The organism is Acidovorax sp. LjRoot204 (genome assembly GCF_056175785.1).
Map to the genome: position 1 here is coordinate 1 of NZ_JBGFFF010000075.1, position 23,574 is coordinate 23,574.

The following is a 23,574-nucleotide window of genomic DNA, read 5'->3' on the forward strand; positions in this document are numbered from 1 at the left end:
CCATCAACTACAGCACCGAGRACTTYGCGGCSCGCGTSAAGGAGATCACCGGCGGCAAGGGCGTGAAGGTGGTGTACGACTCGGTGGGCAAGGACACCTGGGACAAGTCGCTCGAATGCCTGCGCCCCTTCGGCTTGATGGCCAGCTTCGGCAACGCGTCCGGCCCGGTGGCACCGTTTGCGCCGGGCAGCCTGGGGGCCAAAGGCTCGCTGTACGTCACGCGCCAGACGCTATTCACCCACATCGCCACGCGTGAGGCCACCCAGGCCATGGCGGACGACCTGTTTGCTGTGGTTGCCAGCGGGCAGGTCAAGATCCACATCGACCAGCGCTACCCGCTGGCCGACGTGCAGCAGGCCCACCGCGACCTGGAGGCGCGCAAGACCACCGGCTGCACCATCCTCACGCTGTGAACGCGGCTGTACAGGCGCCCACCTTCGACCAGTGGCTGGCAGGGGCACGCCAGGCGGCGCAGCAGCCACCGGCCCAGCCGCGCCAGCCCCTGGTGGTGGCGGGGCAGGTGGTGGGCTCGGTAGCGCCGGGGTTTTTCAGCCAAATCAGCCTGAAGCGCTTGATGAATAAGCGCTACCAGCTATCAGAAGCAGAGCATTCTCAGGGCCTTGCTTGGCATTTGCAGGCATCGCCCGCCGACACCACGGATGCCCTCAACACCCTGGCCGCCGCGCTGCGCGATGCAGGCCTGTGCGGCCCCTGGCGTGATGAGCAGTTGGCGGTCACCAACCCGGCGGGCGAGGTCATCGGCACCGTGGAGCGCGGGGCGGTGCGCGTGCTGGGCGTGGCTACCCGCGCTGTGCACTTGGTCGGCCTGGCGCCCGACGGACGCATGTGGGTGCAAAAGCGTTCCCTGACCAAACCCAACAACCCTGGGCTGTGGGACACGCTGATGGGTGGCATGGTCTCCGCTGCCGACTCGCTGCCGCAGGCCCTGGCCCGCGAAACCTGGGAAGAGGCCGGTTTGCGGGTGGAGGCATTGGCCGACGTGGCGCACGGGGGCCAGGTGCTGTTCAGCCGCCCCAGCCGCGAGGGCGGTGGCGCGGGCTTCATGGTCGAGCGCATCGACTGGTTCCGCGCCCAGGTGCCTCAGGGCATGGAGCCCGACAACCAGGACGGCGAGGTCGAGCGCTTTGACCTGCTGCCTCTGGAGGTGGTCCGGGAGCGCGTCGCCCAAGGGGCGTTCACGTTGGAAGCCGGGCTGGTGATTGCGGGGTTCCTGGGGGTGTAGTTGCCGGTGCGGCCTGGGCGTGCCCGCTCCCGCTGCTACCGGAGCAGGCTGGCAGGCAGCCCAGGCCCTGCAAGGTGGCCTGCACCGCCTCGTCCAGCGGGGTGTGTGGCTCCTCGCCCAGCACCGCCCGGAGCCGGTCGTTGGTCATGCGCACCGGCTGCTGCCACAGGTAGCGCATCTCGCGCATTTCACGCAAGGTGGTCACGAACGGCGAGGCCAGCGTAACCAGCCACCACGGAAAAGCCTGTACGCGCGGCGCCTGGCCGCCCCGCGCCACCACCACACGGCCAATGGCGGCCGCCATCTGCGTGCCATCGGCATCCCAATGCCCGGCCAGGTGAAAACGGGCAAACGCGGGCAGCTCGGCGCGCCGCTCCAGCAGCAACACCATGGCGCGCGCCACGTCCGGCAAGTACGACCACTGGGGCCCGACGCCGGGCGCGCCTGGCTGCTTTACCGTGGCCACCGGTCGGCCCGGCTGGATGAGGCCCTGCGCAAACCAGCTGTTGCCCGCCTGCGGTCCGAAGAAGTCGCCCGCGCGCACGATGATCACGCGGCATGTCTCCTCCAGCGGGTGTGGCACGGTGGCTTGCTGCAGGCGGCGCTCCAGCTCCACCCGCAGGGCGCCTTTGCGTGTGCGGGGGTGTTGGGGGGCGTCTTCGTGCAGCACCGGGAAGGCGTCAGGCCCGTAGTTGTAGACGGTGCCTGGCAGCACCACCGTGGCCCCGTGCGCCCGGGCCGCTGCAATCGTGTTGTCGATCATTGGCAGCACCAGCTCGCTCCAGCGCCGGTAGCCGGGCGGGTTGACCGCATGCACGATCACCTGGCAGCCCGTGGCGGCGGCCATCACATCGGCGAGGGTCATCGCGTCGCCCCGAACCCAGGTGAACCCGTCGCGCTGTTCTCTGGCCTGCGCTGCGTTGCGGTGAATTGCCACCACCTCCCACCCCCGGTCACGCAGCTGGCGCGCCACCTCGCCGCCAATGCCGCCGGTGGCGCCCAGAACCAGTACCTTGGGGCGGCTGCCCGTGGGGTTGTTGCTCATCTCGATACTCCTTCAAAACCTATGGATGGAGGCAGTGTCTGCGCCAGGGCAATCCAATGGAATTGCTGAAAATGAGTGCTTGGCTATACATTTATGTATGGACCAACCGGATCGCCATGACATTGGCTGGGAGCTGTACCGTTCGTACCTCGGTGTGCTGCGAGAGGGCTCCTTGTCGGGCGCCGCGCGGGCGCTGGGGGTGACACAGCCCACAGTGGGCCGCCACATTGCCGCCCTGGAGCAGGCCCTGGGGCTGGTGCTCTTCACGCGCTCTCAGCAGGGCCTGCTGCCGACCGAGGCCGCGTTGGCCCTGCGCAGCTACGCGGAAGCCATGGGCCACTCTGCGGCGGCCCTGGTGCGCGCGGCTGACAGCCAGGGCGACGGCGTACGCGGCACGGTGCGAGTGAGCGCCAGCGAGGTGATGGGGGTTGAGGTGCTGCCGCCCCTCCTTGCGCAGTTGCAGGCCGAGCACCCCGCGCTGACGGTGGAGCTGGTGCTGAGCAACCGCGTGCACGACCTGCTGCAGCGCGAGGCCGACATCGCCATCCGCATGACCGAACCCCGGCAGGACGCGCTCATCGCCCGCCGCGTGGGCACCATCCCGCTGGGCCTGTATGCCCATCCGCGCTACATCGCCGCCCAGGGCATGCCCGCCACCCTGGCCGAGCTGGCGCAGCACCGCCTGATCGGCTTTGATGCAGAAACCCCTTTTTTGCGTGCGGCCCAAAAGGCCCTGCCTGTGTGGCGGCGAGATCGGTTTACCGTGCGCAGCGACAGCGATGTGGCGCAGCTGGCCTTTGTCCGCGCAGGCGCCGGCATCGGCATTTGCCAGGAAGCACTGGCCCGGCGCAGCGCCCCCGCACTCGTGCGGGTGCTGCCGCAGCAGCTTCAATACGGGCTGGAGACCTGGGTGGTGATGCATGAGGACCTGCGCACCAGTCCGCGCTGCAGGCGCACGTTTGATGCGCTGGTGGTGGGGCTGGAGCGGTACCTTGTCGAAGGACTAGGCAGCGACGAATCTGCCGACTAGTCCGCTGAATCGGATGGGTGTGGAAGGCGGCGATCTATTGGGCAGCTGAAGATGCCCATGGAAGTACCTTGGGAGCCGTTTTTTCAACGGCCTTTGTTGCTAATAGCCTGCGTGCCATTGCGCTGCACCGCCACCGCCTTCACCAGGTCCCAGGCCGCCTGCGCCACGGGCGAGAGCGCGCGGTGCCTCCGGTGTACCAGCATGATCTCGCGGTCCACGCGCGGCACCAGGGGGCGCACCGCCAGCTGTGTCAGGCCTTCTGGCGGGAGCGCCAGGGTGGGGATCACCGAGATGCCCAGGCCTGCGTCCAGCATGCGGAAGATGGTGGTGGGGTGGCCCACCTCCTGAGCCACCGTGCAGGTCACGCCGTGCTCGGCCAGGGCGCGATCGATCAGGCGGCGGCTGCCGGATTCGTGATCCAGCAGCACCAGCGCTTCGCCCTGCAGGTCGGTCCAGCGCACCTTGCGCTTGCCCGCCAGCCGGTGGTCGGGCGGGCAGGCCAGGCAAAAGGGTTCGGTGAGGATGGTCTCGCAGTGCAGCGCCTCGCGCTCGCTGGGGTCGATGACCACGCCAAAGTCCACCTCGCCCGACAGCACGCTGGCCAGTACTGCGCTCTGGATGCGGTCCAGCAGCACCAGCTCCAGCCCGGGCAGGGTGCGCTGGCAGTCGGCTATGCAGTCGGGCATGAGGTTGGCCGACAGCGTGGGGCTGCTGGCCACACGCACGCGGCCGCGCCGCTCGGTGGCCAGTTCCCGCACGTCCAGCAGCGTGTTCTCCAGCTCCTCCAGCACACGTGGCAGGCGTGCCGACAGGCGCTGGCCCGCATCGGTCAGCGTCACTTCGCGCGTGGTGCGGTTGAGCAGCTTCAGGCCCAGCTGGGCTTCCAGCTCGGTGATGCAGCGGCTCACGGCCGGTTGGGTCAGTCCCACCGCATCGCCGGTGCGGCTGAAGTTGCGGGTGGCGGCCACCGACTGAAACACGTGCAGCTGGCGCAGGGTGATATTCATGCGCTCGAATCATAAATCCATCAGAGAAATCCATTTCTCTTTGGAATCAGGCTGCGGTCCAATGCGTGTCTTGGGGGTTTGTATGCCCCATGTCCCTTTGCATTTTTTGCGCTGCCGCTGCGCTGTCACCCATGGCCCGTTCCCGTTTTCTCCCCGACAACTTCACCCTGGCACTGCTGGGCACCGTCACCCTCGCCAGCGTGTTGCCCGCATCGGGCGTGGCGGCCCAGGCGCTGGAGGGGATCACCGTGGCTGCGGTGGCGCTGCTGTTCTTCTTGCACGGGGCCAAGCTCTCGCGGGATGCCATCGTGGCGGGGCTCTCGCACTGGCGGCTGCACCTGGTGGTCGTGGGCACCACGTTTGTGCTGTTCCCGCTGCTGGGCTGGGCGCTGCGGCCGGTGCTGCTGCCGCTGGTCACGCCTGGGCTTTACACCGGCATCCTGTACCTGTGCGTGCTGCCAGCCACGGTGCAGTCGGCCATTGCGTTCACGGCCATGGCGCGCGGMAACATGCCGGCGGCCATCTGCAGCGCGTCGGCATCGACCCTGCTGGGCATTGTGATCACACCGCTGCTAGTGGGCCTGTTGCTGCCCGAGGCGCAGCAGCAGGCAGGCACTGCGCAGCATGACACGCTGGCTAACATCGGCCGCATCACCTTGCAGTTGCTGGTGCCCTTTGTGGCGGGCCACCTGCTGCGTCCGTGGATTGGCGGTTTTGTGCAGCGCCGTGCGGCAGCGCTCAAGCTGGTGGACCAGGGCTCTATCCTGCTGGTGGTGTTCACCGCCTTCAGCGCAGCGGTTGTCGAGGGGCTGTGGCGGCAGTTGCCAGCGTCTGCACTGCTGGGCCTGGTGGTGGTGTGCGCCGTGCTGCTGACCCTGGCGCTGGTGACCACCACCTGGGTCGCGCGGCGCATGGGGTTCTCCAAGGAGGACGAAATCACCCTGGTGTTCTGCGGCTCCAAGAAGAGCCTGGCCAGCGGTGTGCCCATGGCCAAGGTGCTGTTTGCGTCGCACGCGGTGGGCGCCATCGTGCTGCCCATCATGGTGTTCCACCAGATGCAGCTGATGGTGTGTGCGGTGCTGGCGCAACGCTATGCGCGGCGCAGTGCGTAGATGCTAGTTTGCTATCTTTTATGTAGCTGTAGGCGCATAGGGAATATGCGCCTGCAGCCCAAAAGGCTTCAACTTTGTTCGTTGAGCGCGCGCAGGCGGCTGGGCGCCAGGGCGCCGGCCGATTCCAGAATGGGGTAGGCCACCGAGCACAGCAGCGAGTTGATGCGCTTGAGCTCGCTGATCAGGTCAATGTGCAGTGAGCTGGTCTCAATGCTCTGCACGGTGTTGTCTGACAGGCGTGCCAGGTGGGTGGCCGAATAGGCGTGTTCCAGGTCGCGAAAGCGCGCTTTTTCTTCGAGCAGCTTTTGTGCGTCGCGCACGCTGCCGTTCAAGAACACGCTCATCGCCAGCCGCAGGTTGTCGATCAGGCGGGCGTGCAGCTCGTTGATCTCTTCCATGCCCGCCTCGGAGAACTGGCGGCCCTTCTTGATCTTCTTGTCCTCGATGTCGATSAKCACSCGYTCGATGATGTCGCCGATCTGCTCCATGTTGATGGTGAAGCTGATGATGTCGGCCCAGCGSCGGCCCTCGCGTTCGTCCAGGGCCTCGCGCGAGATCTTGGTCATGTAGTACTTGATGGCCGAGTACAGGCCGTCCACCTCGTCATCGAGCTTGCGCAGGTCTTCTGCCAACTGCAGGTCGTCCGTGCGGATCACCTTGTGCAAGCCCAGCAGCATTGATTCGACCACGTCGGCCTGATGCAGGGCTTCGCGCGCCGCGCACGAGATGGCGAGCGATGGTGTGGCCAGGGCGGAGGGGTCCAGATGCTGGGGACGGGTGCCTGCGGCAGCCTGCGCCTTTTCAACCGGCAGCAGGCGCTGCACAGCCCGCGCCACCGTACCTGTCAGGCCAATGCAGACGATGCCCACCACGATATTGAAGGCCAGGTGGAACAGCACCACCAGGGCGGCGGTTTCGGGCACATAGGGCCGTACATGCTGCAGCCACAGGCCGGTGAGCGGCGTCATGATGAGCACGCCAATGATCTTGAAGAACAGGTTGCCCAGGGGCACCTGGCGTGTCTGCACGTTGGACTTCATGGTGGTCAACACCGCCAGCACACCGCTGCCCAGGTTGGCGCCCAGCACCAGACCCAGCGCCACGTCCGCCGGAATACCGCCCGAGCCCGCCAGCGCCGCTGTGAGCAATACGGTGGCGAGGCTGGAGTACGCCACGATGGCCAGAATGGCGCCGGTAAAAATCTCCAGCAGCAGATCGCTGGTGAGCGCGCCCAGCAGGGTGCGCACGGTGGGCGACTGGGTGAGCACCGTGGTCGATTCGGTGATGAGGCGCAACGCCAGCAGCATCAGCCCCAGGCCGATCAGCACCCGSCCCACGCGGCCCACGGCGGTGTCCTTGCGCGAGATGAACAGCACCACGCCCACAAAGATGAACAGGGGCGACAGCCACGACAGATCCATGGAGAACACCACTGCCATCACGCTGGTGCCTACGTCGGCGCCCAGCATCACGGCCAGCGCCGCAGGCAGGCCCACCAGGCCCTGGCCCACAAAGGACGACACGATGAGCGCGGTGGCCGTGCTGGACTGCACCACCGCCGTCACGCCAATGCCGGAGAGCACAGCGGTGAAGCGGCTGCTGACGCTGTGCGCAATCAGCTGGCGCAGGTTGGCGCCGAATACGCGCAGGATGCCGGTGCGCACCAGGTGGGTGCCCCAGATCAGCAGCGCCACGGCTGCCAGGAGATTGAGGAGATGCTTCATGAAAACCGTTGTTTCTTCTTCTTGTGATGGGCGCAAACCCTGCGATGACCAGACCCAGGGGCCAATGCAAGAACCGCGCACACCGGGCTGTCATAAAACTGACACATAAGCATACTCCTGATTCCATAGCGCTGGAGCAGATGCCCATGTCGGCGCTGGGTGCGTTGCTGCGCACAAACAGCACGGCCCGCATGCAGCGGGCCGTTCAGGGGGAACAAAGCCAGCGTGGCCTCAACGCTCGCGCCGCACCCGCAGCAGCTCGTCCAGGATCAGGCAGGCCGCACCCACCGTGATGGCCGAGTCCGCCAGGTTGAACGACGGGAAGTACCAGCCCGCGTAGTGGAACTGCAAGAAGTCCACCACATAGCCGTGCATGAGCCGGTCCACCACGTTGCCCACTGCGCCACCCAGAATGCTGGACAGCGCAAAGCTGAACAACTTCTGGCCCGGGTGYGCGCGCAGCTGCCACACGATGAAGATCGTGGCCGCCACGCCGATGCCGGTGAACAGCCAGCGCTGCCAGCCGCCCGCGTCCGACAAGAACGAGAACGCTGCGCCTGTGTTGTGCGCGCGCACGATGTTGAAGAAGCTGGTGATGAACGTGGAGTCGCCCAGCTGGTAGTGGTTGAGGATCAGCGTCTTGGTGAWCTGGTCGGCGCCCATCAGCAACACCGCCCATGCCAGCCATGGCCACATGCCCGCGCCGGTGCGTCCGGCCTGTGCTGTGCGCGCCATCACGCGTGCGCCCGGCTTTCGCCGTCGCCGTGGAGGTTGCTGGTGCAGCGGCCGCAGATGGTGGGATGGGCGGCATCGCTGCCCACATCACTGCGGTAGTGCCAGCAGCGCTCGCACTTCGTGTCGGAGCTGGGCTTGACGCTGATCTGCAAAGCGCTACCAGCTACCAATTCAATAGCGGAGGTGATGAAGACGAACTTGAGGTCATCGCCCAGGCTGGCCAGCAGTGCGTGGTCCTCCGGCGCAGCCGTGAGGGTGACGGTGGCCTGCAGCGACGAGCCGACCYKRCCKKCGGCGCGCASKGCTTCGATSTCCTTGTTGACCRCRTCGCGGATCTCGCGGATGCGCGCCCACTTGGCTAACAGGCCTTCGTCGGCACCGGCACCCACGCCCGCCACGTTGCCGTAGGTCTCCAGGAAGATGGAGTCGGAGTTGCCAAACACCTTCCACGCCTCTTCGGCCGTGAACGACAGGAACGGCGCCATCCAGCGCAGCATGGCGTGCGTGATGTTGTAGAGCGCCGTCTGGGCACTGCGGCGCGCCAGGCTCTTGGGCGCCGTGGTGTACAGGCGGTCCTTGAGCACGTCCAAGTAGAAGCCGCCCAGGTCTTCCGAGCAGTACAGCTGCAACTTGGCGACCACGGGGTGGAACTCATACACCTTGTAGTGCGCMAGSAYCTCGGCCTGGAACTSSGMCGCGCGSGWSAGCGCATAGCGGTCGATCTCGAGCATCTGGTCAAACGGCACGGCATCCTTGGCCGGGTCGAAGTCGCTCACGTTGGCCAGCAGGAAGCGCAGTGTGTTGCGGATGCGGCGGTAGGCGTCCACCACGCGCGCCAGGATCTTCTCGTCGCCTGCGATGTCGCCCGAGTAGTCGCTGGCGGCCACCCACAGGCGGATGATCTCGGCGCCCAGCTTCTTGYTGATYTCCTGCGGGTCGATGCCRTTSYYSAGCGACTTGCTCATCTTGMKGCCCTKGSYRTCCACSGTGAAGCCGTGSGTSARCAGGCCGCGRTASGGCGCGCGGCCTTCCAGCGCCGATGCCAGCAGCAGCGAGCTGTGGAACCAGCCGCGGTGCTGGTCATGGCCTTCGAGGTACAGGTCGGCCTCAGGGCCGGTGTCATGGTGCACCTCGGGGTGCGTGCCGCGCAGCACATGGCTGAAGGTAGACCCGGAGTCGAACCACACTTCCAGGATGTCAGTGCTCTTGGTGTAATGCGGCGCGTCTTCGGCGCCCAGGATCTCTTCGGYCGTSACGCGGCTCCAGGCCTCGATRCCRCCCTTYTCSACGATGTCKGCGGCCTGGTCSAKGATTTCCATSGTGCGCGGRTGCAGCTCGCCCGAATCCTTGTGCAGGAAGAACGGGATSGGMACGCCCCAGCTGCGCTGGCGTGAAATGCACCAGTCSGGCCGCCCGGCGATCATGTCGTGCAGGCGSGCYTTGCCGTTCTCSGGGTAGAARCTGGTSTGYTCGATGGCRTCSAGCGCGRTCTGGCGCAGCGTCTTGGCGGGCTTCATGCCGGGCTGGGTGAACACGCCTTCGCCYTCGTCCATGCGSAYGAACCACTGSGCSGCGGCGCGGTAGATCACCGGCGTCTTGTGGCGCCAGCAGTGCGGGTAGCTGTGYGTGATGTCCTTGGTGGTCATCAGGCGKCCKGCGTYGCGCARSGCYKCGATGATCACMGGCACGGCCTTCCAGATGTKCTGSCCGCCGAACAGCGGGAAGTCGGSCGCRTAGSTGCCGTTGCCCTGCACSGGGTTCAGGATGTCGTCGAGCGCCATGCCATGCGCGCGGCAGGAGTTGAAGTCTTCCAGACCGTAGGCGGGCGAGGAGTGCACGATACCCGTGCCGTCGTCGGCCGTGGCGTAGTCGGCCAGGTACACGGGCGAAAGGCGGCGGTAGCCAAAGCTGCCGTCTTCGCTGGCCACGTCGTACAGGGGGTGTTCAAACTCCAGCCCGCCCAGGTTCTTGCCCAGGGTGGTGGCCAGCACGCTGCCGGTGAGGCCGTAGCGCTCCAGGCACGACGCCACCAGCGGCTCTGCCACGAGCAGGATGCGCTCGCCCGTGTCCACCAGCGCGTAGCTGATCTCGGGGTTCAGGTTCAGCGCTTGGTTGGCGGGGATGGTCCAGGCGGTGGTGGTCCAGATGACGACGAAGGCGTCCTTTGCCAGCGCGGGCAGGCCAAAGGCGGCTGCCAGCTTGGCGGGGTCGTGCGACTTGAAGGCCACGTCCAGCGTGGTGCTCTTCTTGTCCTGGTATTCGATCTCGAACTCGGCCAGCGACGAGCCGCAGTCAAAACACCAGTACACGGGCTTGAGGCCTCGGTACACGAAGCCACGCTCCATCACGCGCTGGAAGGCGCGGATTTCGCCCGCCTCGTTGGCGGGGTTCATGGTCTTGTAGGGGTTGTCCCATTCGCCCAGCACGCCCAGGCGCTTGAAGTCCACCATCTGCTGCGCGATCTGCTCGGTGGCAAACGCGCGGCTCTTGGCCTGCATGTCGTCGCGGCTCAGGTTGCGGCCGTGTTTCTTCTCGATGGCGTTTTCGATCGGCAGGCCGTGGCAGTCCCAGCCAGGTACGTACAGCGCGTCAAAGCCTTCCAGCTGGCGCGCCTTGGTGATCATGTCCTTCAGGATCTTGTTGACCGCGTGGCCCATGTGGATCTGGCCGTTGGCGTAGGGCGGGCCGTCGTGCAGGATGAACTTGGGGGCGCCCCGGCGGGCGTCGCGCAGGCGCTTGTAGACGCCCTGGTCTTCCCAGTCTTTCACCCAGCCCGGCTCGCGCTTGGGCAGGTCGCCGCGCATGGGGAAGGGGGTGTCGGGCAGGTTCAGCGTGCTGCGGTAGTCCGTGGCGGTGGATGCGGGGGTACTGGCGTTGTCGGACATGAAGGAGCCTTAAAACGGGGCATTCCGGGGCAGGCCCGGAGCAATGCGGGGAAACAGGGAGCGAAACGCGGGAGGTGTAGTGCCTGCAGGGCAGGCGCTGCGCAGGCAGCCCCCTAAATTCGGTCGCGCGTGGTCTGTCGCCGGGTCTCGGTGTGGTTGGGAGCGGCGTGGGCCGATGCAAAGTAGGCGCGCGCATCCGCACAGTCTTTCGCGATACCCGTCGTCAGGGCGTCCAGACTGTCGTACTTCAGTTCGTCGTGCAGTTTGTGCAGKAGTTCCACRCGSACGATTTTACCGTASGCCCCTTCGGCWCCCAGTTCSGMAGGCCAGTGCAGGCAATGGGTYTCCAGCAGCACGCGGCCGCCGTTCACGTCATTGGGGTCCAGGGAGGGGCGCACGCCCAGGTTGGCCACACCCGGCAAGGGCTCGCCAGCGAGACCATGGACCAGTACGGCAAAGATGCCGCTGGCGGCGGGTTTCCAGTGCGCAAACCGCAGGTTGAGGGTGCGAAAACCGTCGCCCGCGCCTTCCGCGCTGGCGCCCAGTTCGCGCCCCAGCTTGCGGCCATGCACCACATGGCCGCTGATGGTGTAGGGCCTCCCCAGCAGGCGTGCGGCAGTCTCCATGTCGCCCGCCGCCAGGGCTTGGCGCACGGCGGAACTGGACACGCGCAGGCCGTGCACCTCGTAGCTGTTCATGCGCGCTACGTCGAAGCCCTTGGCTTGCCCGGCSGCGTCSAGCATGGCGTAGTCGCCCGCTCGCTGGCGGCCAAAGCGGAARTCGTCGCCCACCAGCACGTAGCGSGCRCCCAGGCCGCGCACCAACACCTCGTCAATGAAGGCCTCGGGCGACTGTGCGGCCAGTCGCGCGTCAAACGGTAGCACCACAGTCTGCTGCACACCGCAGCGTGCCAGCTCGGTGAGCTTGTCTCGCAGGGTGCCGATCCGGGCTGGTGCGAGTTCCGGCTTGTGGTGTGCACCGGCAAAGTAGTCGCGTGGGTGGGGCTCGAAAGTGAGCACACAGCTCTCCACCCCCCGGTGTGCCGCCTCGCTGTTCAACAGGGCCAACATGGCCTGGTGACCTCGGTGTACGCCATCGAAATTACCGATGGTCAGCGCGCAGGCGTCAGCGATGCCAGGGTGGTGGAATCCGCGAAAGATCTTCATCGGTTTGTTATCTTTTTGATAGCGGTCTGTGCAAGCGCAATAAGCGCAGGACGCCAATTTGTCATGAAAACGGAGTATATTGTGACCCACGGCTGGCCCCGCGCAGGGCTGCCCGCGAGACATCTGCGTTCCGATCCTTGTGTACTTTGTGTTCCAGGAGGCGTGTTTTGAAGGTCTTGAAGCTGTCAGCCCAAGGGCTGCCCCAATCGTGGATTTCGCTGGAGCAGGCGGTCATTCATTACGCCGCCGGGGAAGTGCGCTGGGAATCTGGTGCCCAGATTGCCCGGTTCCGGGGCGGGCACAACGCCATCTCGGGTGAGCAATCGGTGATCGCCATCAACAGCATCATCGGCACCAAGGGCGTGCCCAGCATCAATCCGTTCGAGCTCAAGCCCAGCCTGACCAACAGCAAGCTCTTTGCCCGCGACCGTAATGTGTGTGCCTACTGCGGCGGGCACTTTCACGAAGAAGACCTGACGCGCGAACATATCGTGCCCTTCGCCCGCAACGGCCAGGACCACTGGATGAACGTGGTCACGGCCTGCCGCCCCTGCAACCACCGCAAGGGCCCCCGCACGCCAGAGCAGGCGCACATGCCGCTGCTGTATGCGCCCTATGTACCCAGTCTGTGGGAAGACTTCATCTTGCGCAACCGGCGCATCCTGGCCGATCAGATGGAGTTTTTGATGGCGCACGTGCCGAAGTCATCGCGCTTGTTGACGTGACGCTCGGGTCTACACCGTCTGCGTGCACGGTGCGGCGGCACCTTGCCAATCGGTCAAGCTGCCTTGTGGGCGGTTACCAGGAGCCCGAGGACGGGGGCTTGGTTTTCTTCGCGCAGCACGGTTTCCTCGATCTCGACGGTGGCAAACCCAGCCGATTTGCACACTGCTTCCACGTGGCTGCGCTTGTGCGCATATCGGCCGCTAGGTTGCAAAATCATGTCGGGGCCTTGTTCGGGGGCTGACTCGAACGAGAAGACGATCATGCCGCCCGGCGTTAGAACGCGGTGCGCGTTGGGGATGGCTTGCGCCACCTCGCCCGCGTAGATGAACACGTCAAGCGCAGCAATCACCTGATAAAGCGCACCGGGCGTCTCGCGCAGCGCGTCATGTAAATTCACCGTATGGAAGCGGTCGTAGACGTTGTGTCGCGCTGCTTGCTCAATCATCTTCATCGATGGGTCCACACCCACCAGCGCGCCATCCAGGCGACCCAGGCACACCCCCAGCAGCCCCGTACCACAGCCAAGATCTAGGACATTGATCTTTTTGTCAGGGTGTCTCGCCAGGATCTTGTCTCCGACTTGCTTGGGCAATTGGTACTTGAGACCACGCACAACGTGCAAATCGTAAAACTCAGCCATATTGTCAAAAATAGAACGCGTTAGTTCGGGGGGCTGTTCCCCAGGCGTTTTACCGTCGGCAAGCTGTCCGTAGTACTGGTACACCGCGTCATCCGGTGCCAAGCCCAGCAAAGCGATCGTGTTCTCCCTGGCGTCGRTTGGTTTCCCGGCTGCAATGCACGCCTGTACACGGCCTACCAGCGACTGTGGATCCAAAGGCTGTTCCTGCACCAAGCTGTCCCAGATCGCAAGGGACTCCTCGTGCTTGCCTTGCTCACTCAGGTCACGAGCCAGCAAGCGTCGCAGCGCGATATCACCGGGCACCAGCTCAAGGCCTCGCTGCAGGTGGCGGACAGCCATTTCCAAATGACCGGCACGGTGCGCGATATCGATCACACCTGCAAGCACCTGCAGGTTCTTAGGTTCGAGTGCGGCCAACTTTTCAGCGGTCTCTATAGCTTCTGGGAACTGGTTCTGGCGCGCCAGCAGCAACGCCAACTCCAGCAGTCCAGGGCCCCAGTCGGGAGCCAGGGCCACCGATTTGCGCAGCGCGTCAAAAGCACCTTGAACGTTGCCCGCCTTTTCAGCCAGCAGACCGCCTAGCATGAAAACCCGGGGATCCTGAGGCCATTGTGCGTTGGCTTTGTTGAGCGTGAGCGCGGCTTTCTTGAGATCGCCTTGCGCAATCTGCTCTCGGGCCTGGGTCAGGTGCTGAAGGTTGGGGTCTGTCGCTGTTGCGCTCATGGATACTGGAACTTTGAAAATGGACCGCCGGGCGGTGCGCCGGACACAGGAGGCCCCGTGTCAACAAGAATTGCGAGGGTCGATTATCCAGGATTCCGCCTACGCAGCTTTCTGGCGACGCGGGTACCCTGGCGCCTCATCTCCCGCTTGGGCTGATGCGTTGCGAGGCCAGCGTCAATGTGAAGCAGGCGCCTTGGCCCTCGCTGGACTGGACGGTGATGTCGCCCCCGTGCAGGCGTGCAATGCGGCGCGCAACCCACAGTCCAAGGCCAAATCCCTTGCTTTGGTCCGTACGGTCGCCTCTCTCAAACTGTTCAAAAATGCGGTTCATCACGTCCAGCGACATTCCAGAGCCTTCGTCGGCCACAGAGATTTCAAGCAGTCCTGTCTCACCTTTTTGCGCCGCAATGAATATTTCTCCAGCGGTCGCATACTTCACAGCGTTGTCCACCAGGTTGGATAGGGCAATGTGCACCAGTGTCGCGTCGCAGACCCATTCCAGAGGCGCTGAGTCGGTAAAGAGCTGCAAGTGGTGGCGCGGCGACCAGTGCACGAGTTGAGCGGCGTGGTGAAGCAAGTCACTGACCTTGACCGGTGATGCCTGCAGCGCGAGGCCGCTGTGATCCAGCCGTTCATTGATCAGACAACTGTCGACCAATGCGGTCAGGCGCCTGCTGGCTCTGCGTATCTGTGCGGCTCGATCTACCTGGGGCTGCAGTTCGGCGGATGGAAAACTCTGCTGCTCTGCTGCAGCGCTATCGATCACGGTCAGAGGTGTTCGGAATTCATGGCTGATCATGTGGAAGAACTGCCGTTGTTCATGTCGCAAGGCTCGCTCGCTTTCAAGCGATGTCGCGAGCGCGACTTGGGCCGCCGAGAGCTCCGTGGTCCGCTGCAGGATGCGTTCCTCCAGCGACTGCTCGGACAGCGCCAGCCGTTCTATGGCCTGGTCCTTGGCTCGCTGGGCTTTTCGATACCGGGTCACCATCCCCACGAACACCGCACTGGCCAGCAGGGCGGTGAACACGATGGCCTCAAGTTGCCAGATCAATGTCGCATCGACGTTCCATTGAATCTGACCCGTCATGAGAATGGCGATCGGCACACCGCACACGCAGTGCAGACCGTATGCCAGGAGCAAAAGCACATGYGGACCGAGGCGGTCTCGCCGCTGTAAGGCCAGCCAGCACAGTGATATTCCTACGATGTCGCTGGCCAGCAGAGAGATCAGATTGACCCACGCCACATCAGGGTAGAAACCTAAAGGCCCACTGAATGCTCCCAGCACATTCACAGCGATGAGGAATGTCAGAAATCTGTCGGTCCACCGGTAGGGCGTATTGCGTGTCAGTTGCTCCTTGATCTGCCACGCCAGCGCTGCGGGTAGCAGAAAGGCTCCTATGCTCACCGCGTTGCTGTCCCAGAAGATGAAGTCCGGTGGAGACCAGAGGCTTGAATAACCCCGCACGTTGAAGACATGAATTGCACTGGCGGTCACCAGGACCGCGAGCGAGAAGAGCGCACGGGTACGGAAAATGACGGTAGCGGCCCAGATGCCGACTAGAAGAGCGGCCATGGCGCCGAAGTAGAGCCCCATGAGGCGCTCTGCGGACGCTACGGTGGTTGCGAGTGCATAGGTGTCGAGAATGTCCGCGTGGAACTGCGTCGCACTGGACGTACGAATTCGGATGAGAGCCACTTGGCCAGGCGTCAAACGGAACAGATGTTGCCGAACGCCCGGTTTGCGATCCGTGGGCACCAGATCGCCGCTGTCCTGCTGATACCACGCACCATCGCTGCCCTTCTGGTACAGGGTCACATAGTCAAGATAGGTCGGTTGTGCGAGCAGCCACAGATCCCCCGGTTCATGTTCGGGGGGGAGGGCAGGCACCTTGAAACGCAGCCAAACGGTATGGCGCAGATACCCACCGTTCAAAGGCGCTTTAAGTCGGGATGTCGCTCGTTCCGCTGGAATGGCGCTGATTGCCTCTGGTTCCAGGTTCCCGCTTTCATCATCCAGTCTGTCCATGGGGATGTCCCAACCCAGCTGCCAACTGGTTTGCGATTCCAGCGCTTGTGCCGGTACGCATAGCAGGCTGCACCAAAGCAGAACACAGAGCCAAAGTGCGGTCAGGGGGAAGGACGTTGTTCGTGAGGGCTTTTGATGCATCGATTCTGTGAGTTCTTGAGAGTTCTTGTGCATGGCTGGCGGTTCGATGCGCTGACACAATGTTACGCAAGCTCACTTCCCGATTAGTTCCCATTTTTCTCATGTCTGCTGAACCCATCATTGCTGTCGTAGAAGACGACGAAGACATCCGCAGCAATGTGTGCCGATTTCTGGCGCGTTCTGGCTTTCAGTCTTGGGGCGCGGAGTCCGCAGAGGACTTCTACGTTCGTCTGCTGCAGTCGCGCGTGGATTTGGTGATCGTCGACATCGGGTTGCCAGGAGAAGACGGACTCGGCTTGCTCACCCGGTTGGCTTCTCAGGGCGTCCCCACGGTACTCATGACTGCCCGTGCCGATCTCGACAGTCGGATCAGGGGTCTAGATGCCGGTGCATTGCAGTATTTTGTGAAGCCTGTGGACATGCAGGAACTCGTGGCTGGCATCCGTTCCCAGTTACGCAGCAAGCGCTTGCAAGGGGAGATCGACGCGTCGGTTGCTGTTCCCTGGCAACTCGACGCTGCGAATGCGGCCTTGCGCGCGCCCAATCAAATGTTGGTGCCTCTCACCACCCGTGAACTTGAACTCCTGACTTGTCTTTTCAAGACAAAGGGCGTGGTTGTCAGCAAGCAGATCTTGATGCAGGCCGTGGGTGGAAGAGGGTTGGAAGACGACTTCCACCGTATCGAGTCGGCGCTCAACCGGTTGCGCCGCAAAACCCTGGAAATCACTGGCACGCCCTTGCCGGTGCGTGCAGTGTTCGGCAAGGGGCTCGTCTTCGTGACATAGCCCTGCCCAAGGGCTTCGCCTGCTGCACTGGCGCAGCACCGCCCACCCATCCCACCAGATACCGAATCTTTTTCGATGGCTTGAATGCCAACGAGGGGAGAGGCTTGTCTGCACGCCTGTCGTTGGGTGCGAATTTTTTCGTGTGAGTCAGCCCGCAGCTACCCGTGGAGCTTTGCGGTTTACCAAGAGGGGAAAGTGTTGGAAACGATCGATAACTGGATGGCACTGCGGACCGTAGTTCTGCACTGCCTGCGTGGAGTGTTCGCGCTCTTTGTTGGGGCGCTGTGTTTTGCATCCACCGCACAGGCGGGGGTGGTTAACGGCAATTTCGAAAGTGGAGATTTCACGGGCTGGACGGTGACCAACTACCGCAACAACGGTATTGCTACGTTTCCTCCCACCCAGAAAAGCCATCTGAATTTGCAGCCCCCGGTCACAGCCCCGGTGACGCAGGTGGTGAATACGGCATCCGGTACGCCAGCGAGCGCGCCGGACGCACCAGGACAAGCCCTCGCCATCCCGTTTCAGGGCTCATACAGCGCACGGATCAACGCACGGGGCAACAACAACCGTGCCAGCGGAATCCAGCAGTCCGCCCAGATGTTGCTTACCGATGTGGACCCTGTGGATGGCAAAGTGCACTTGCGCATGGCTGTTGCACCGGTGATCCAGGACGGCGGCCACAGCCCTGAGCAGCAAGCCTATTTCTACGTCGAAGTGCGTAACGTTACCAAGGGCACGCGCCTGTTCTACACATTCAACTTTGCGGCGCAGCCGGGTGTGCCATGGCAGACCCTGGGCGGCTACCAGTACACCGGCTGGCAGGCGATTGACGTTGCTCCTGGTAATGGACTGTTGGATGTAGGCGATACCGTCGAAGTCGAGGTGATCGCAGCAGGTTGCAGCCAGGGTGGTCACTCGGGGGAGGTCTATGTGGATTCGATCGGCCCCTTCTTTGCAGGTTTGCTGGTCACTGCCACTGGCCCCACCACGGCCCAGCCGAGCGACAACGTGACCTACACCTACACCTATAGTAACAACAGCGGGGTAATGGTTTTCAACAGCATAGTCAGCGCTCAGAGCCCGCAAGTGCGGAACGCTGCCAACACTGCCACCGTCGATGCGGTGTTTCAGTCGGTGACAGCACCTGCCGGCGCGACCTGCACGACACCGGCGGTGGGTTCGGCGGGTACGGTGACTTGCGACTTCGGCTCGTTGGTCGACCACCAGAGCGGGACTTTCGAGATCGTATGGGGTGTGCCGGCTGGTGCAAGTACTAGCAGTCCGACCAACTCGCTCAACCATGGCACTTACTCCATGTCGGCCACTGGGGCCAGCACGGTACTGGGCCCCTTGGTGCAGACCCGTGTTGTCAGTGGCGCAACGTTGACGGATTTGGTGGTCGGTGTGAGCGATGGTGCATCGGCCACCGCTGTGGGCAGCTCCTCCACATACACCGTGGTGGTGAGCAATAACGGGCCGGTTCCTGTGATTGGAGCGACATTGACTCAGCCGACTGTGACGGGTCTCACGGTGGGCAACTGGACATGCAGCGGCACAGGGGGGGGATCGTGTCAGGGCGGCGCGCCTGCTGCGGGCGCGCTGACCGGAGGCGGCGTGCTGCTGGACATCCCGGTAGGGGGGAGTGTCACGCTCACCTTCGGTGCGACCGTGACTGGGCCGACTTCGGCATCCACGGTCTTCAACATTGGAACTCCCGCAGGCATCACCGACAGCAACACCGCCAACAATACTGCTGGCGACACCAACTCGGTAGCCGCAATGCTGCATAACCTGAGCCTCACCAAGTCGGGTGCGGGCAGTGGCACGGTGGTCAGTGTGCCTGCCGGCATGAACTGCGGTGCCTCATGCACGCTCCCAGTAGCAGACGGTGGCCAGGCCATACTCACCGCCACTGCGGCATCGGGCAGCATTTTCACCGGCTGGTCGGGTGCATGTACGGGCACCGCCAACCCATGTACCGTGCCCGCCATGACTGCGGACGTCGCTGTAGTCTCCAATTTCGCGCTGTCCGCTACCGTCACGATGACGTCTGGAACCGGGGGAACTGTGGCTCCCGCTAGCTCGCGCACTGTGCCAGTGGGAGGGACTGTGACCTACACGCTCACCCCAAACGCAGGCAACGTCGCCAGCGCCAGTGGATCCTGCATTGGCGTGCTGACCGGCAACACCTACACCGTCAACCCAGTGACCGCCGATTGCAATGTGGCTTTCAGCTTTGCACCGCTGACCGTGACGGCAACTGCTGGGACGAATGGCACTGTCACCCCCCTGGGGGTGACCAATGTCGCAGCCCCCGGTAACACCGTGGTCTACACAGTAACGCCCGACCCTGGTTTTGTGGCACGCGTCGCTGCCGGTGGTAGCGCTTGCGGCGGCACCCTCGTCGGCACCACCTACACGACAAACCCTGTCAATGCGTCTTGTACGGTGGGCGTGACTTTTGTGGCGCTGGCCGTTCCAGCGTCCATTCCAACCTTGTCTGAATGGGGACTGTTGATACTGTCAGCATTGATGGCTGCGCTCTTCATTTACTTCCATCGCCGACAGGCGCGTTGAACCTGTCAGAAGGGATGAATCCCGGGGTTGGCGTGTTCCGTCGTGCACAGCCAGCCCCTTTTTACTGGAGATTTTCGATGAGACAGATCGCGCATATCGCACGCTTGTCCTGCCTTGTTGGCCTGGGCGTGTGGATGGGTGTTGCAGTTACCAACTGCGCAAATGCGCAGCAGATGCCGGCGCGAAAGTCGGGGCTCTGGGAGGTCATCGTTCGCAGTGGCGGCAACCCGACAGCCAGCGAACAGAAGGTCCTGCAATGCACTGATCGCCAAGCGGAGCCAATCATGTTGCTTGCGATCGTGCCTGGTCAGGAACACTGCCACAACGTGACGGCGAAGAAAAATGCACTGGGCAGTGAGGTTCGCACCGTTTGCTACGTGCACGACAACCGCGTGGATGCCACGGTGCAGCTGTCTGGCGACCTTCAAACCGCCTACCGTGGCGTCTTTGAGGTCACTTATTCCAAACCTGTGCGTTTCGCTCCAGGGCGTACCGAGTTCGAGGGCCGCTGGTTGGGTGCATGTGGCGCAACGCAGCGGGCAGGGGACATGGTGCTGCCCAATGGAGCGACTGTGAACGTCGTGGAAGACCGCAAGCGCGCGGAAAGCCACGGACATGCAGGGCACTCGCACTGACGAGCCTGTGCCCTCAAATTAATGCGTCGCCTTGAAGCGGGCTACGGAATATCGGCCAACTACTGGCTGACTTCCAGCATGACGACGTGGCCTTGCGCGGCAGGCCATGTTTGCCCCACGACGCGCTCGCCATTGAATTCGGCGGCAATACTGCGCACGCCCCCCGCGGGCTTGACCTTGGCAGATGCGACGCCGGCACCAGCGGGCACGCCCGCAGGCACTGCACCATCCAGCAGCATCTTGTCGCGCGCCGGGTCCAGGTAGCCGCGCGGGCGGGTCAAGGTCACAACGCTCTCGGCGCCCTTGTCGGCATCGGCCATGCGTTCTGCGCGCAGATGGATGAGGTCACTACTGCGCGGAAAGCCGCTGCGGTAGATGTGGGTGGTGGCATATCCAGGCGCGGTGATTACGAACTCGATGGGTGCGCCGGGTGCAACCACCAACGGACCCCATTGGCCATCAGCACCCACTGTCTTTCGCAGCAGCGGGTTGCCCGTGCGTGCACCAGTGGCGGAGTCGGTGGCGTACACCTCCAGCTGGGCCCCCGCAAGGGGCAGGTTGTTGCTGAAGTTGCCGGTCTTGGGGTCGGCAGAGTCCACCCCCAGGCCCGTGACTTTGCCGTTGATCACTACGGATTTCTCCGCGGCGATCTCGGTGCGTGCGGGGGCCTTGCCGGTGATGAAGCGATAGGTGGCTTCAAACGCAACGGGGGAGTACGAAGTCTCGCGGTGGTCGATGCGTGGAATCACCACGTTGGTGGCACCCTTGAGTTCGGGGCCGGTGGCGGTCACGTTGGTGGGCGTGCCTTTCTGGCCGATCCACAGGCCGTCGGGCTGGGCGAACTTGTCGTTGTTGTCCGAGCGGATGGTCAGCCATTTCACCGGGCCGCTCACTTCGTCGCCCGCAGCGTTCTTGGGGGCATTCAGCGCTTTGAGGAAGGGGCCTGTGCCCGAGAACTCGTTGCCTTCTCGGAACCCCGGTATCGCCCACACGCCGTGGTTGGGTGTGCCGCCGAGGATTGCGTGGCTCACCGTCTTGTCGCCGCCCCCGTTGTAGATGTAGTTGCGGATGGCATTGCCGCCGCGCGAGTTGCCGACCAGCACGACCTGGCGGGCGCCTGTGGCTTTGAGCACCTTGTCCACTTCGGCCTTGAGGTAGGCCATGTGCTCTGCGGCCGAGGTGCGGCCCGGCTGGGGCTTGGCGTCCTCATCGCGCGACAGGGGGTAGGGCACGTCGATGGCGTGCAGTCGCTCGCGGGGCCAGCCGTTGGACTCGAACCGCCAGACGGTGGTCTGCCACAGCGCGGCGGTGTCGCCGTTGCCATGCACAAAGACGATGGGCGGTGCTTCTGCCAGGCTGGGGCTCTGGGTGGCGCAGCCTGCCAGCGCCAGGCCGGCGGCCGCAGCGGCTGCCAGCAAGAGGGATCGGCGTGGCAACAGGAATGCGTGATTCATGGGGGAGTCTCCAAAAAGAAAAAATGCCCGTGGACTGGGTAATCCACGAGCATCGTTTGCGGGTGTTACGCGCCTGCGTCAGTTCACATCAGGCAAACACGCCCGCCGTGTCTTGCATGCGGGCGGACACTTCGCCCAGATGGTGCAGCGTGTCGCCAAAAGTCACTTCCAGCTGCGTGAGCTTCTTGAAGTAGTGGCTCACGATGTATTCGTCCGTCACGCCAATGCCACCGTGCAGTTGCACCGCTTGCTGGCCGACAAAGCGCATCGACTGGCCCAGCTGCACCTTGGCGCGGGCCATGGCGGCACGGCGTTCGGCGGCGGGGGCGCCCAGCTTCAGGCTGGCGTAGTAGCTCATCGAGCGGGCCAGCTCCAGCTGCATCTTCATGTCGGCCACGCGGTGGCGCAGCGCCTGGAAGCTGGCAATGAACACGCCAAACTGCTTGCGCTGGTTCATGTATTCGACCGTGATGGCCACGGTCTTGTCCATCACGCCCACGGCTTCGGCGCAGGCGGCGGCAATGCCGGTGTCCACGGCCAGTTCCAGCGCGGCCAGGCCGTCGGTGGTAATGAGCGTGGCGGGGGCGTTGGCCAGCTGCACCTCGGCGGCGCGGCTGCCATCTTGCGTGACGTAGCCCTGCGTGGTCACGCCGCTCGCCGTGCGCTCGACCAGGAAGAGGGCGATCTTGCCGTCCAGCTGTGCAGGCACGATGAAGGCGTCGGCCTTGTCGCCAGCGGGCACTACGCTTTTGATAGCTGTTACCGCATATCCTGATTGCGCTTTGGCCGCTTTTGCATCGCAAACGTCCAGGCGGTAGCGCGCCTTGCGCTCCTGCTGGGCCAGCACCACCAGGGCTTCGCCGCTGGCCACGCGGGGCAGCCAGGCGCCTTGTACGTCGGCCGGTGCGTAGTGCGACAGCACGCTGCTGGCAATGAAGGCTTGGGCAATCGGCTCCAGCACAATGCCGCGGCCCAGTTCTTCGGCCACGACCATCGCATCAATGGCGCCCTGGCCCATGCCGTCGTGCGCTTCGGGCACGGTGAGGGCGGTCAGGCCCAGCTCGGCCAGTTCGCCCCAGGCGGCGCGGTCAAAACCGCCTGCGGCCACGGCAGCGCGGCGGCGCTCAAACGTGTAGCCCTTGTCCACCCACTTGCGCACGGCGTCGCGCAGTTGTTCTTGGTCGTCAGAAAAATCGAAATCCATTTGTCTCTCCTTGTGCCGGTTGTGGCGCCATGGCGCCCTCAACAACCAGCGAAGCTCTATCGGGAACCCCCTCCCGGAGGGGGCACGGGGGAGCAGTCCTGTCGCGCAAGGCGCGGACCGTACTGGGCGTCAGCCCAGAACGGTCTGCGCCACGATGTTGCGCTGCACTTCGTTGGAGCCACCGTAGATGGTCGTCTTGCGCAGGTTGAAGTAAGTGGATGCCAGCGGTGCGTTGGCGGTGACGCCGCCGGGGAAGTTGCCCTGCCAGCCGGCTTCCATGGCCTCTTCGATGAAGGGCATGGCAAAGGGGCCGGCGGCCAGCATCATCAGCTCGGCGTAGCGTTGCTGGATCTCGCTGCCCTTGATCTTGAGCAGGCCGGCAATGTCCAGCGAGTTCTTGCCCGACTTCTCGGCGGACAGCACGCGCAGCACCAGCATTTCCAGAGCGACGATGTCCACTTCGAGCAGGGCGATCTGGTCGCGGAAGCGCAGGTCATCCCACACGCCTTCGGTCTTGGCGATGCGCTTCAGGCGTTCCAGCTCGCGCTTGCTGCGGTTCACGTCGGCGATGTTGGTGCGCTCGTGGCTCAGCAGGTGCTTGGCGTAGGTCCAGCCCTTGTTCTCTTCGCCGATCAGGTTCTCGGCAGGCACTTCGACGTTGTCGAAGAACACCTCGTTCACCTCGCACTCGCCGTCCAGCAGCTTGATGG

19 protein-coding genes are annotated in these 23,574 nt (G+C 64.0%); 8 read left to right on the forward strand and 11 right to left on the reverse strand.

The features are described 5' to 3' along the window. The coding region (locus AC04MI_RS14330) for a zinc-binding dehydrogenase (RefSeq protein WP_476498026.1) at positions 1–413 on the forward strand (413 nt) is incomplete at its 5' end. Next, positions 410–1,243, forward strand: a complete 834-nt coding sequence (locus AC04MI_RS14335) for an NUDIX hydrolase (protein ID WP_476498027.1) — start codon at positions 410–412, stop codon at positions 1,241–1,243. The genes AC04MI_RS14330 and AC04MI_RS14335, both read left to right, overlap by 4 nt. Here the strand turns inward: AC04MI_RS14335 and AC04MI_RS14340 are convergent. Beyond that, on the reverse strand, positions 1,197–2,288 hold the full coding sequence (locus tag AC04MI_RS14340) for an SDR family oxidoreductase (protein ID WP_436078091.1): 1,092 nt from the start codon (positions 2,286–2,288) through the stop codon (positions 1,197–1,199). The genes AC04MI_RS14335 and AC04MI_RS14340 overlap by 47 nt on opposite strands. Before the next feature lie 97 nt (positions 2,289–2,385). Between AC04MI_RS14340 and AC04MI_RS14345 the strand changes: the two genes are divergently transcribed. Further along, complete coding sequence (locus tag AC04MI_RS14345; RefSeq protein WP_436078090.1) at positions 2,386–3,318, forward strand: LysR family transcriptional regulator; 933 nt, start codon at positions 2,386–2,388, stop codon at positions 3,316–3,318. 83 nt (positions 3,319–3,401) lie between these two features. Here AC04MI_RS14345 and AC04MI_RS14350 read toward each other — a convergent pair whose 3' ends face one another. Continuing rightward, a complete protein-coding gene (locus AC04MI_RS14350; protein WP_436078089.1) occupies positions 3,402–4,325 on the reverse strand; it encodes a LysR family transcriptional regulator in 924 nt (307 codons plus the stop codon). Between the two features lie 131 nt (positions 4,326–4,456). On the opposite strand from AC04MI_RS14350, the gene AC04MI_RS14355 reads away from it, so the two are divergent. Continuing rightward, positions 4,457–5,437 (forward strand): bile acid:sodium symporter family protein, encoded by a 981-nt coding sequence (locus AC04MI_RS14355; RefSeq protein WP_056062101.1) that lies wholly within the window; start codon positions 4,457–4,459, stop codon positions 5,435–5,437. 68 nt (positions 5,438–5,505) lie between these two features. Here AC04MI_RS14355 and AC04MI_RS14360 read toward each other — a convergent pair whose 3' ends face one another. The 4 genes from AC04MI_RS14360 to AC04MI_RS14375 all read right to left on the reverse strand — a co-directional run bounded on the left by AC04MI_RS14360 (position 5,506) and on the right by AC04MI_RS14375 (position 11,947). Then, positions 5,506–7,161, reverse strand: a complete 1,656-nt coding sequence (locus AC04MI_RS14360) for a Na/Pi cotransporter family protein (protein WP_476498028.1) — start codon at positions 7,159–7,161, stop codon at positions 5,506–5,508. 231 nt (positions 7,162–7,392) lie between these two features. After that, positions 7,393–7,896, reverse strand: coding sequence for a signal peptidase II (gene lspA, locus AC04MI_RS14365; RefSeq protein WP_476498029.1), 504 nt, complete (start codon positions 7,894–7,896; stop codon positions 7,393–7,395). After that, positions 7,896–10,781, reverse strand: coding sequence for an isoleucine--tRNA ligase (gene ileS / locus AC04MI_RS14370; protein ID WP_476498030.1), 2,886 nt, complete (start codon positions 10,779–10,781; stop codon positions 7,896–7,898). The genes lspA and ileS overlap by 1 nt, the downstream gene beginning before the upstream one ends. Positions 10,782–10,894: 113 nt before the next feature. Continuing rightward, positions 10,895–11,947 carry a bifunctional riboflavin kinase/FAD synthetase gene (locus AC04MI_RS14375; protein ID WP_476498031.1) on the reverse strand — a complete coding sequence of 351 codons (1,053 nt, stop codon included), beginning with the start codon at positions 11,945–11,947 and terminating at the stop codon, positions 10,895–10,897. A 167-nt stretch (positions 11,948–12,114) separates the two neighbouring features. Here AC04MI_RS14375 and AC04MI_RS14380 point away from each other — a divergent pair, with 167 nt between their 5' ends. Then, positions 12,115–12,672 carry an HNH endonuclease gene (locus tag AC04MI_RS14380; RefSeq protein ID WP_056060991.1) on the forward strand — a complete coding sequence of 186 codons (558 nt, stop codon included), beginning with the start codon at positions 12,115–12,117 and terminating at the stop codon, positions 12,670–12,672. Between the two features lie 53 nt (positions 12,673–12,725). Here AC04MI_RS14380 and AC04MI_RS14385 read toward each other — a convergent pair whose 3' ends face one another. Both AC04MI_RS14385 and AC04MI_RS14390 read right to left on the reverse strand, forming a co-directional pair. Then, positions 12,726–14,036, reverse strand: a complete 1,311-nt coding sequence (locus AC04MI_RS14385; protein WP_476498032.1) for a tetratricopeptide repeat protein — start codon at positions 14,034–14,036, stop codon at positions 12,726–12,728. 136 nt (positions 14,037–14,172) lie between these two features. Next, a complete protein-coding gene (locus AC04MI_RS14390) occupies positions 14,173–16,239 on the reverse strand; it encodes a sensor histidine kinase (protein ID WP_476498033.1) in 2,067 nt (688 codons plus the stop codon). Positions 16,240–16,307: 68 nt separating this feature from the next. On the opposite strand from AC04MI_RS14390, the gene AC04MI_RS14395 reads away from it, so the two are divergent. The 3 genes from AC04MI_RS14395 (at position 16,308) to AC04MI_RS14405 (ending at position 20,206) form a co-directional block, all read left to right on the forward strand. Further along, on the forward strand, positions 16,308–16,991 hold the full coding sequence (locus AC04MI_RS14395) for a response regulator transcription factor (protein WP_436078086.1): 684 nt from the start codon (positions 16,308–16,310) through the stop codon (positions 16,989–16,991). A gap of 126 nt (positions 16,992–17,117) precedes the next feature. Further along, positions 17,118–19,571, forward strand: coding sequence for an IPTL-CTERM sorting domain-containing protein (locus tag AC04MI_RS14400; protein ID WP_436078085.1), 2,454 nt, complete (start codon positions 17,118–17,120; stop codon positions 19,569–19,571). A gap of 77 nt (positions 19,572–19,648) precedes the next feature. Then, positions 19,649–20,206 (forward strand): DUF3617 domain-containing protein, encoded by a 558-nt coding sequence (locus AC04MI_RS14405; RefSeq protein ID WP_108498121.1) that lies wholly within the window; start codon positions 19,649–19,651, stop codon positions 20,204–20,206. A 59-nt stretch (positions 20,207–20,265) separates the two neighbouring features. On the opposite strand, the gene AC04MI_RS14410 is transcribed toward AC04MI_RS14405, so the two are convergent. From AC04MI_RS14410 to AC04MI_RS14420, 3 genes are all read right to left on the reverse strand, one after another. Further along, entirely contained in the window at positions 20,266–21,660 is a 1,395-nt protein-coding gene (locus AC04MI_RS14410; protein WP_436078084.1) for an alpha/beta fold hydrolase, read from the reverse strand. 88 nt (positions 21,661–21,748) lie between these two features. Continuing rightward, positions 21,749–22,864 (reverse strand): acyl-CoA dehydrogenase family protein, encoded by a 1,116-nt coding sequence (locus AC04MI_RS14415; RefSeq protein WP_436078083.1) that lies wholly within the window; start codon positions 22,862–22,864, stop codon positions 21,749–21,751. Positions 22,865–22,993: 129 nt separating this feature from the next. Further along, positions 22,994–23,574, reverse strand: a 581-nt coding sequence (locus AC04MI_RS14420; RefSeq protein ID WP_476498034.1) for an acyl-CoA dehydrogenase family protein, incomplete at its 5' end; no start/stop codon positions are given.

Bases quoted from the DNA above. Each gene is read 5' to 3' on its own strand.
- AC04MI_RS14405 (WP_108498121.1), top strand. From the start codon at position 19,649: ATGAGACAGATCGCGCATATCGCACGCTTGTCCTGCCTTGTTGGCCTG.
- AC04MI_RS14415 (WP_436078083.1), bottom strand. From the start codon at position 22,864: ATGGATTTCGATTTTTCTGACGACCAAGAACAACTGCGCGACGCCGTG.
- AC04MI_RS14410 (WP_436078084.1), bottom strand. From the start codon at position 21,660: ATGAATCACGCATTCCTGTTGCCACGCCGATCCCTCTTGCTGGCAGCC.
- AC04MI_RS14340 (WP_436078091.1), bottom strand. From the start codon at position 2,288: ATGAGCAACAACCCCACGGGCAGCCGCCCCAAGGTACTGGTTCTGGGC.
- AC04MI_RS14395 (WP_436078086.1), top strand. From the start codon at position 16,308: ATGTCTGCTGAACCCATCATTGCTGTCGTAGAAGACGACGAAGACATC.
- AC04MI_RS14350 (WP_436078089.1), bottom strand. From the start codon at position 4,325: ATGAATATCACCCTGCGCCAGCTGCACGTGTTTCAGTCGGTGGCCGCC.
- AC04MI_RS14345 (WP_436078090.1), top strand. From the start codon at position 2,386: ATGGACCAACCGGATCGCCATGACATTGGCTGGGAGCTGTACCGTTCG.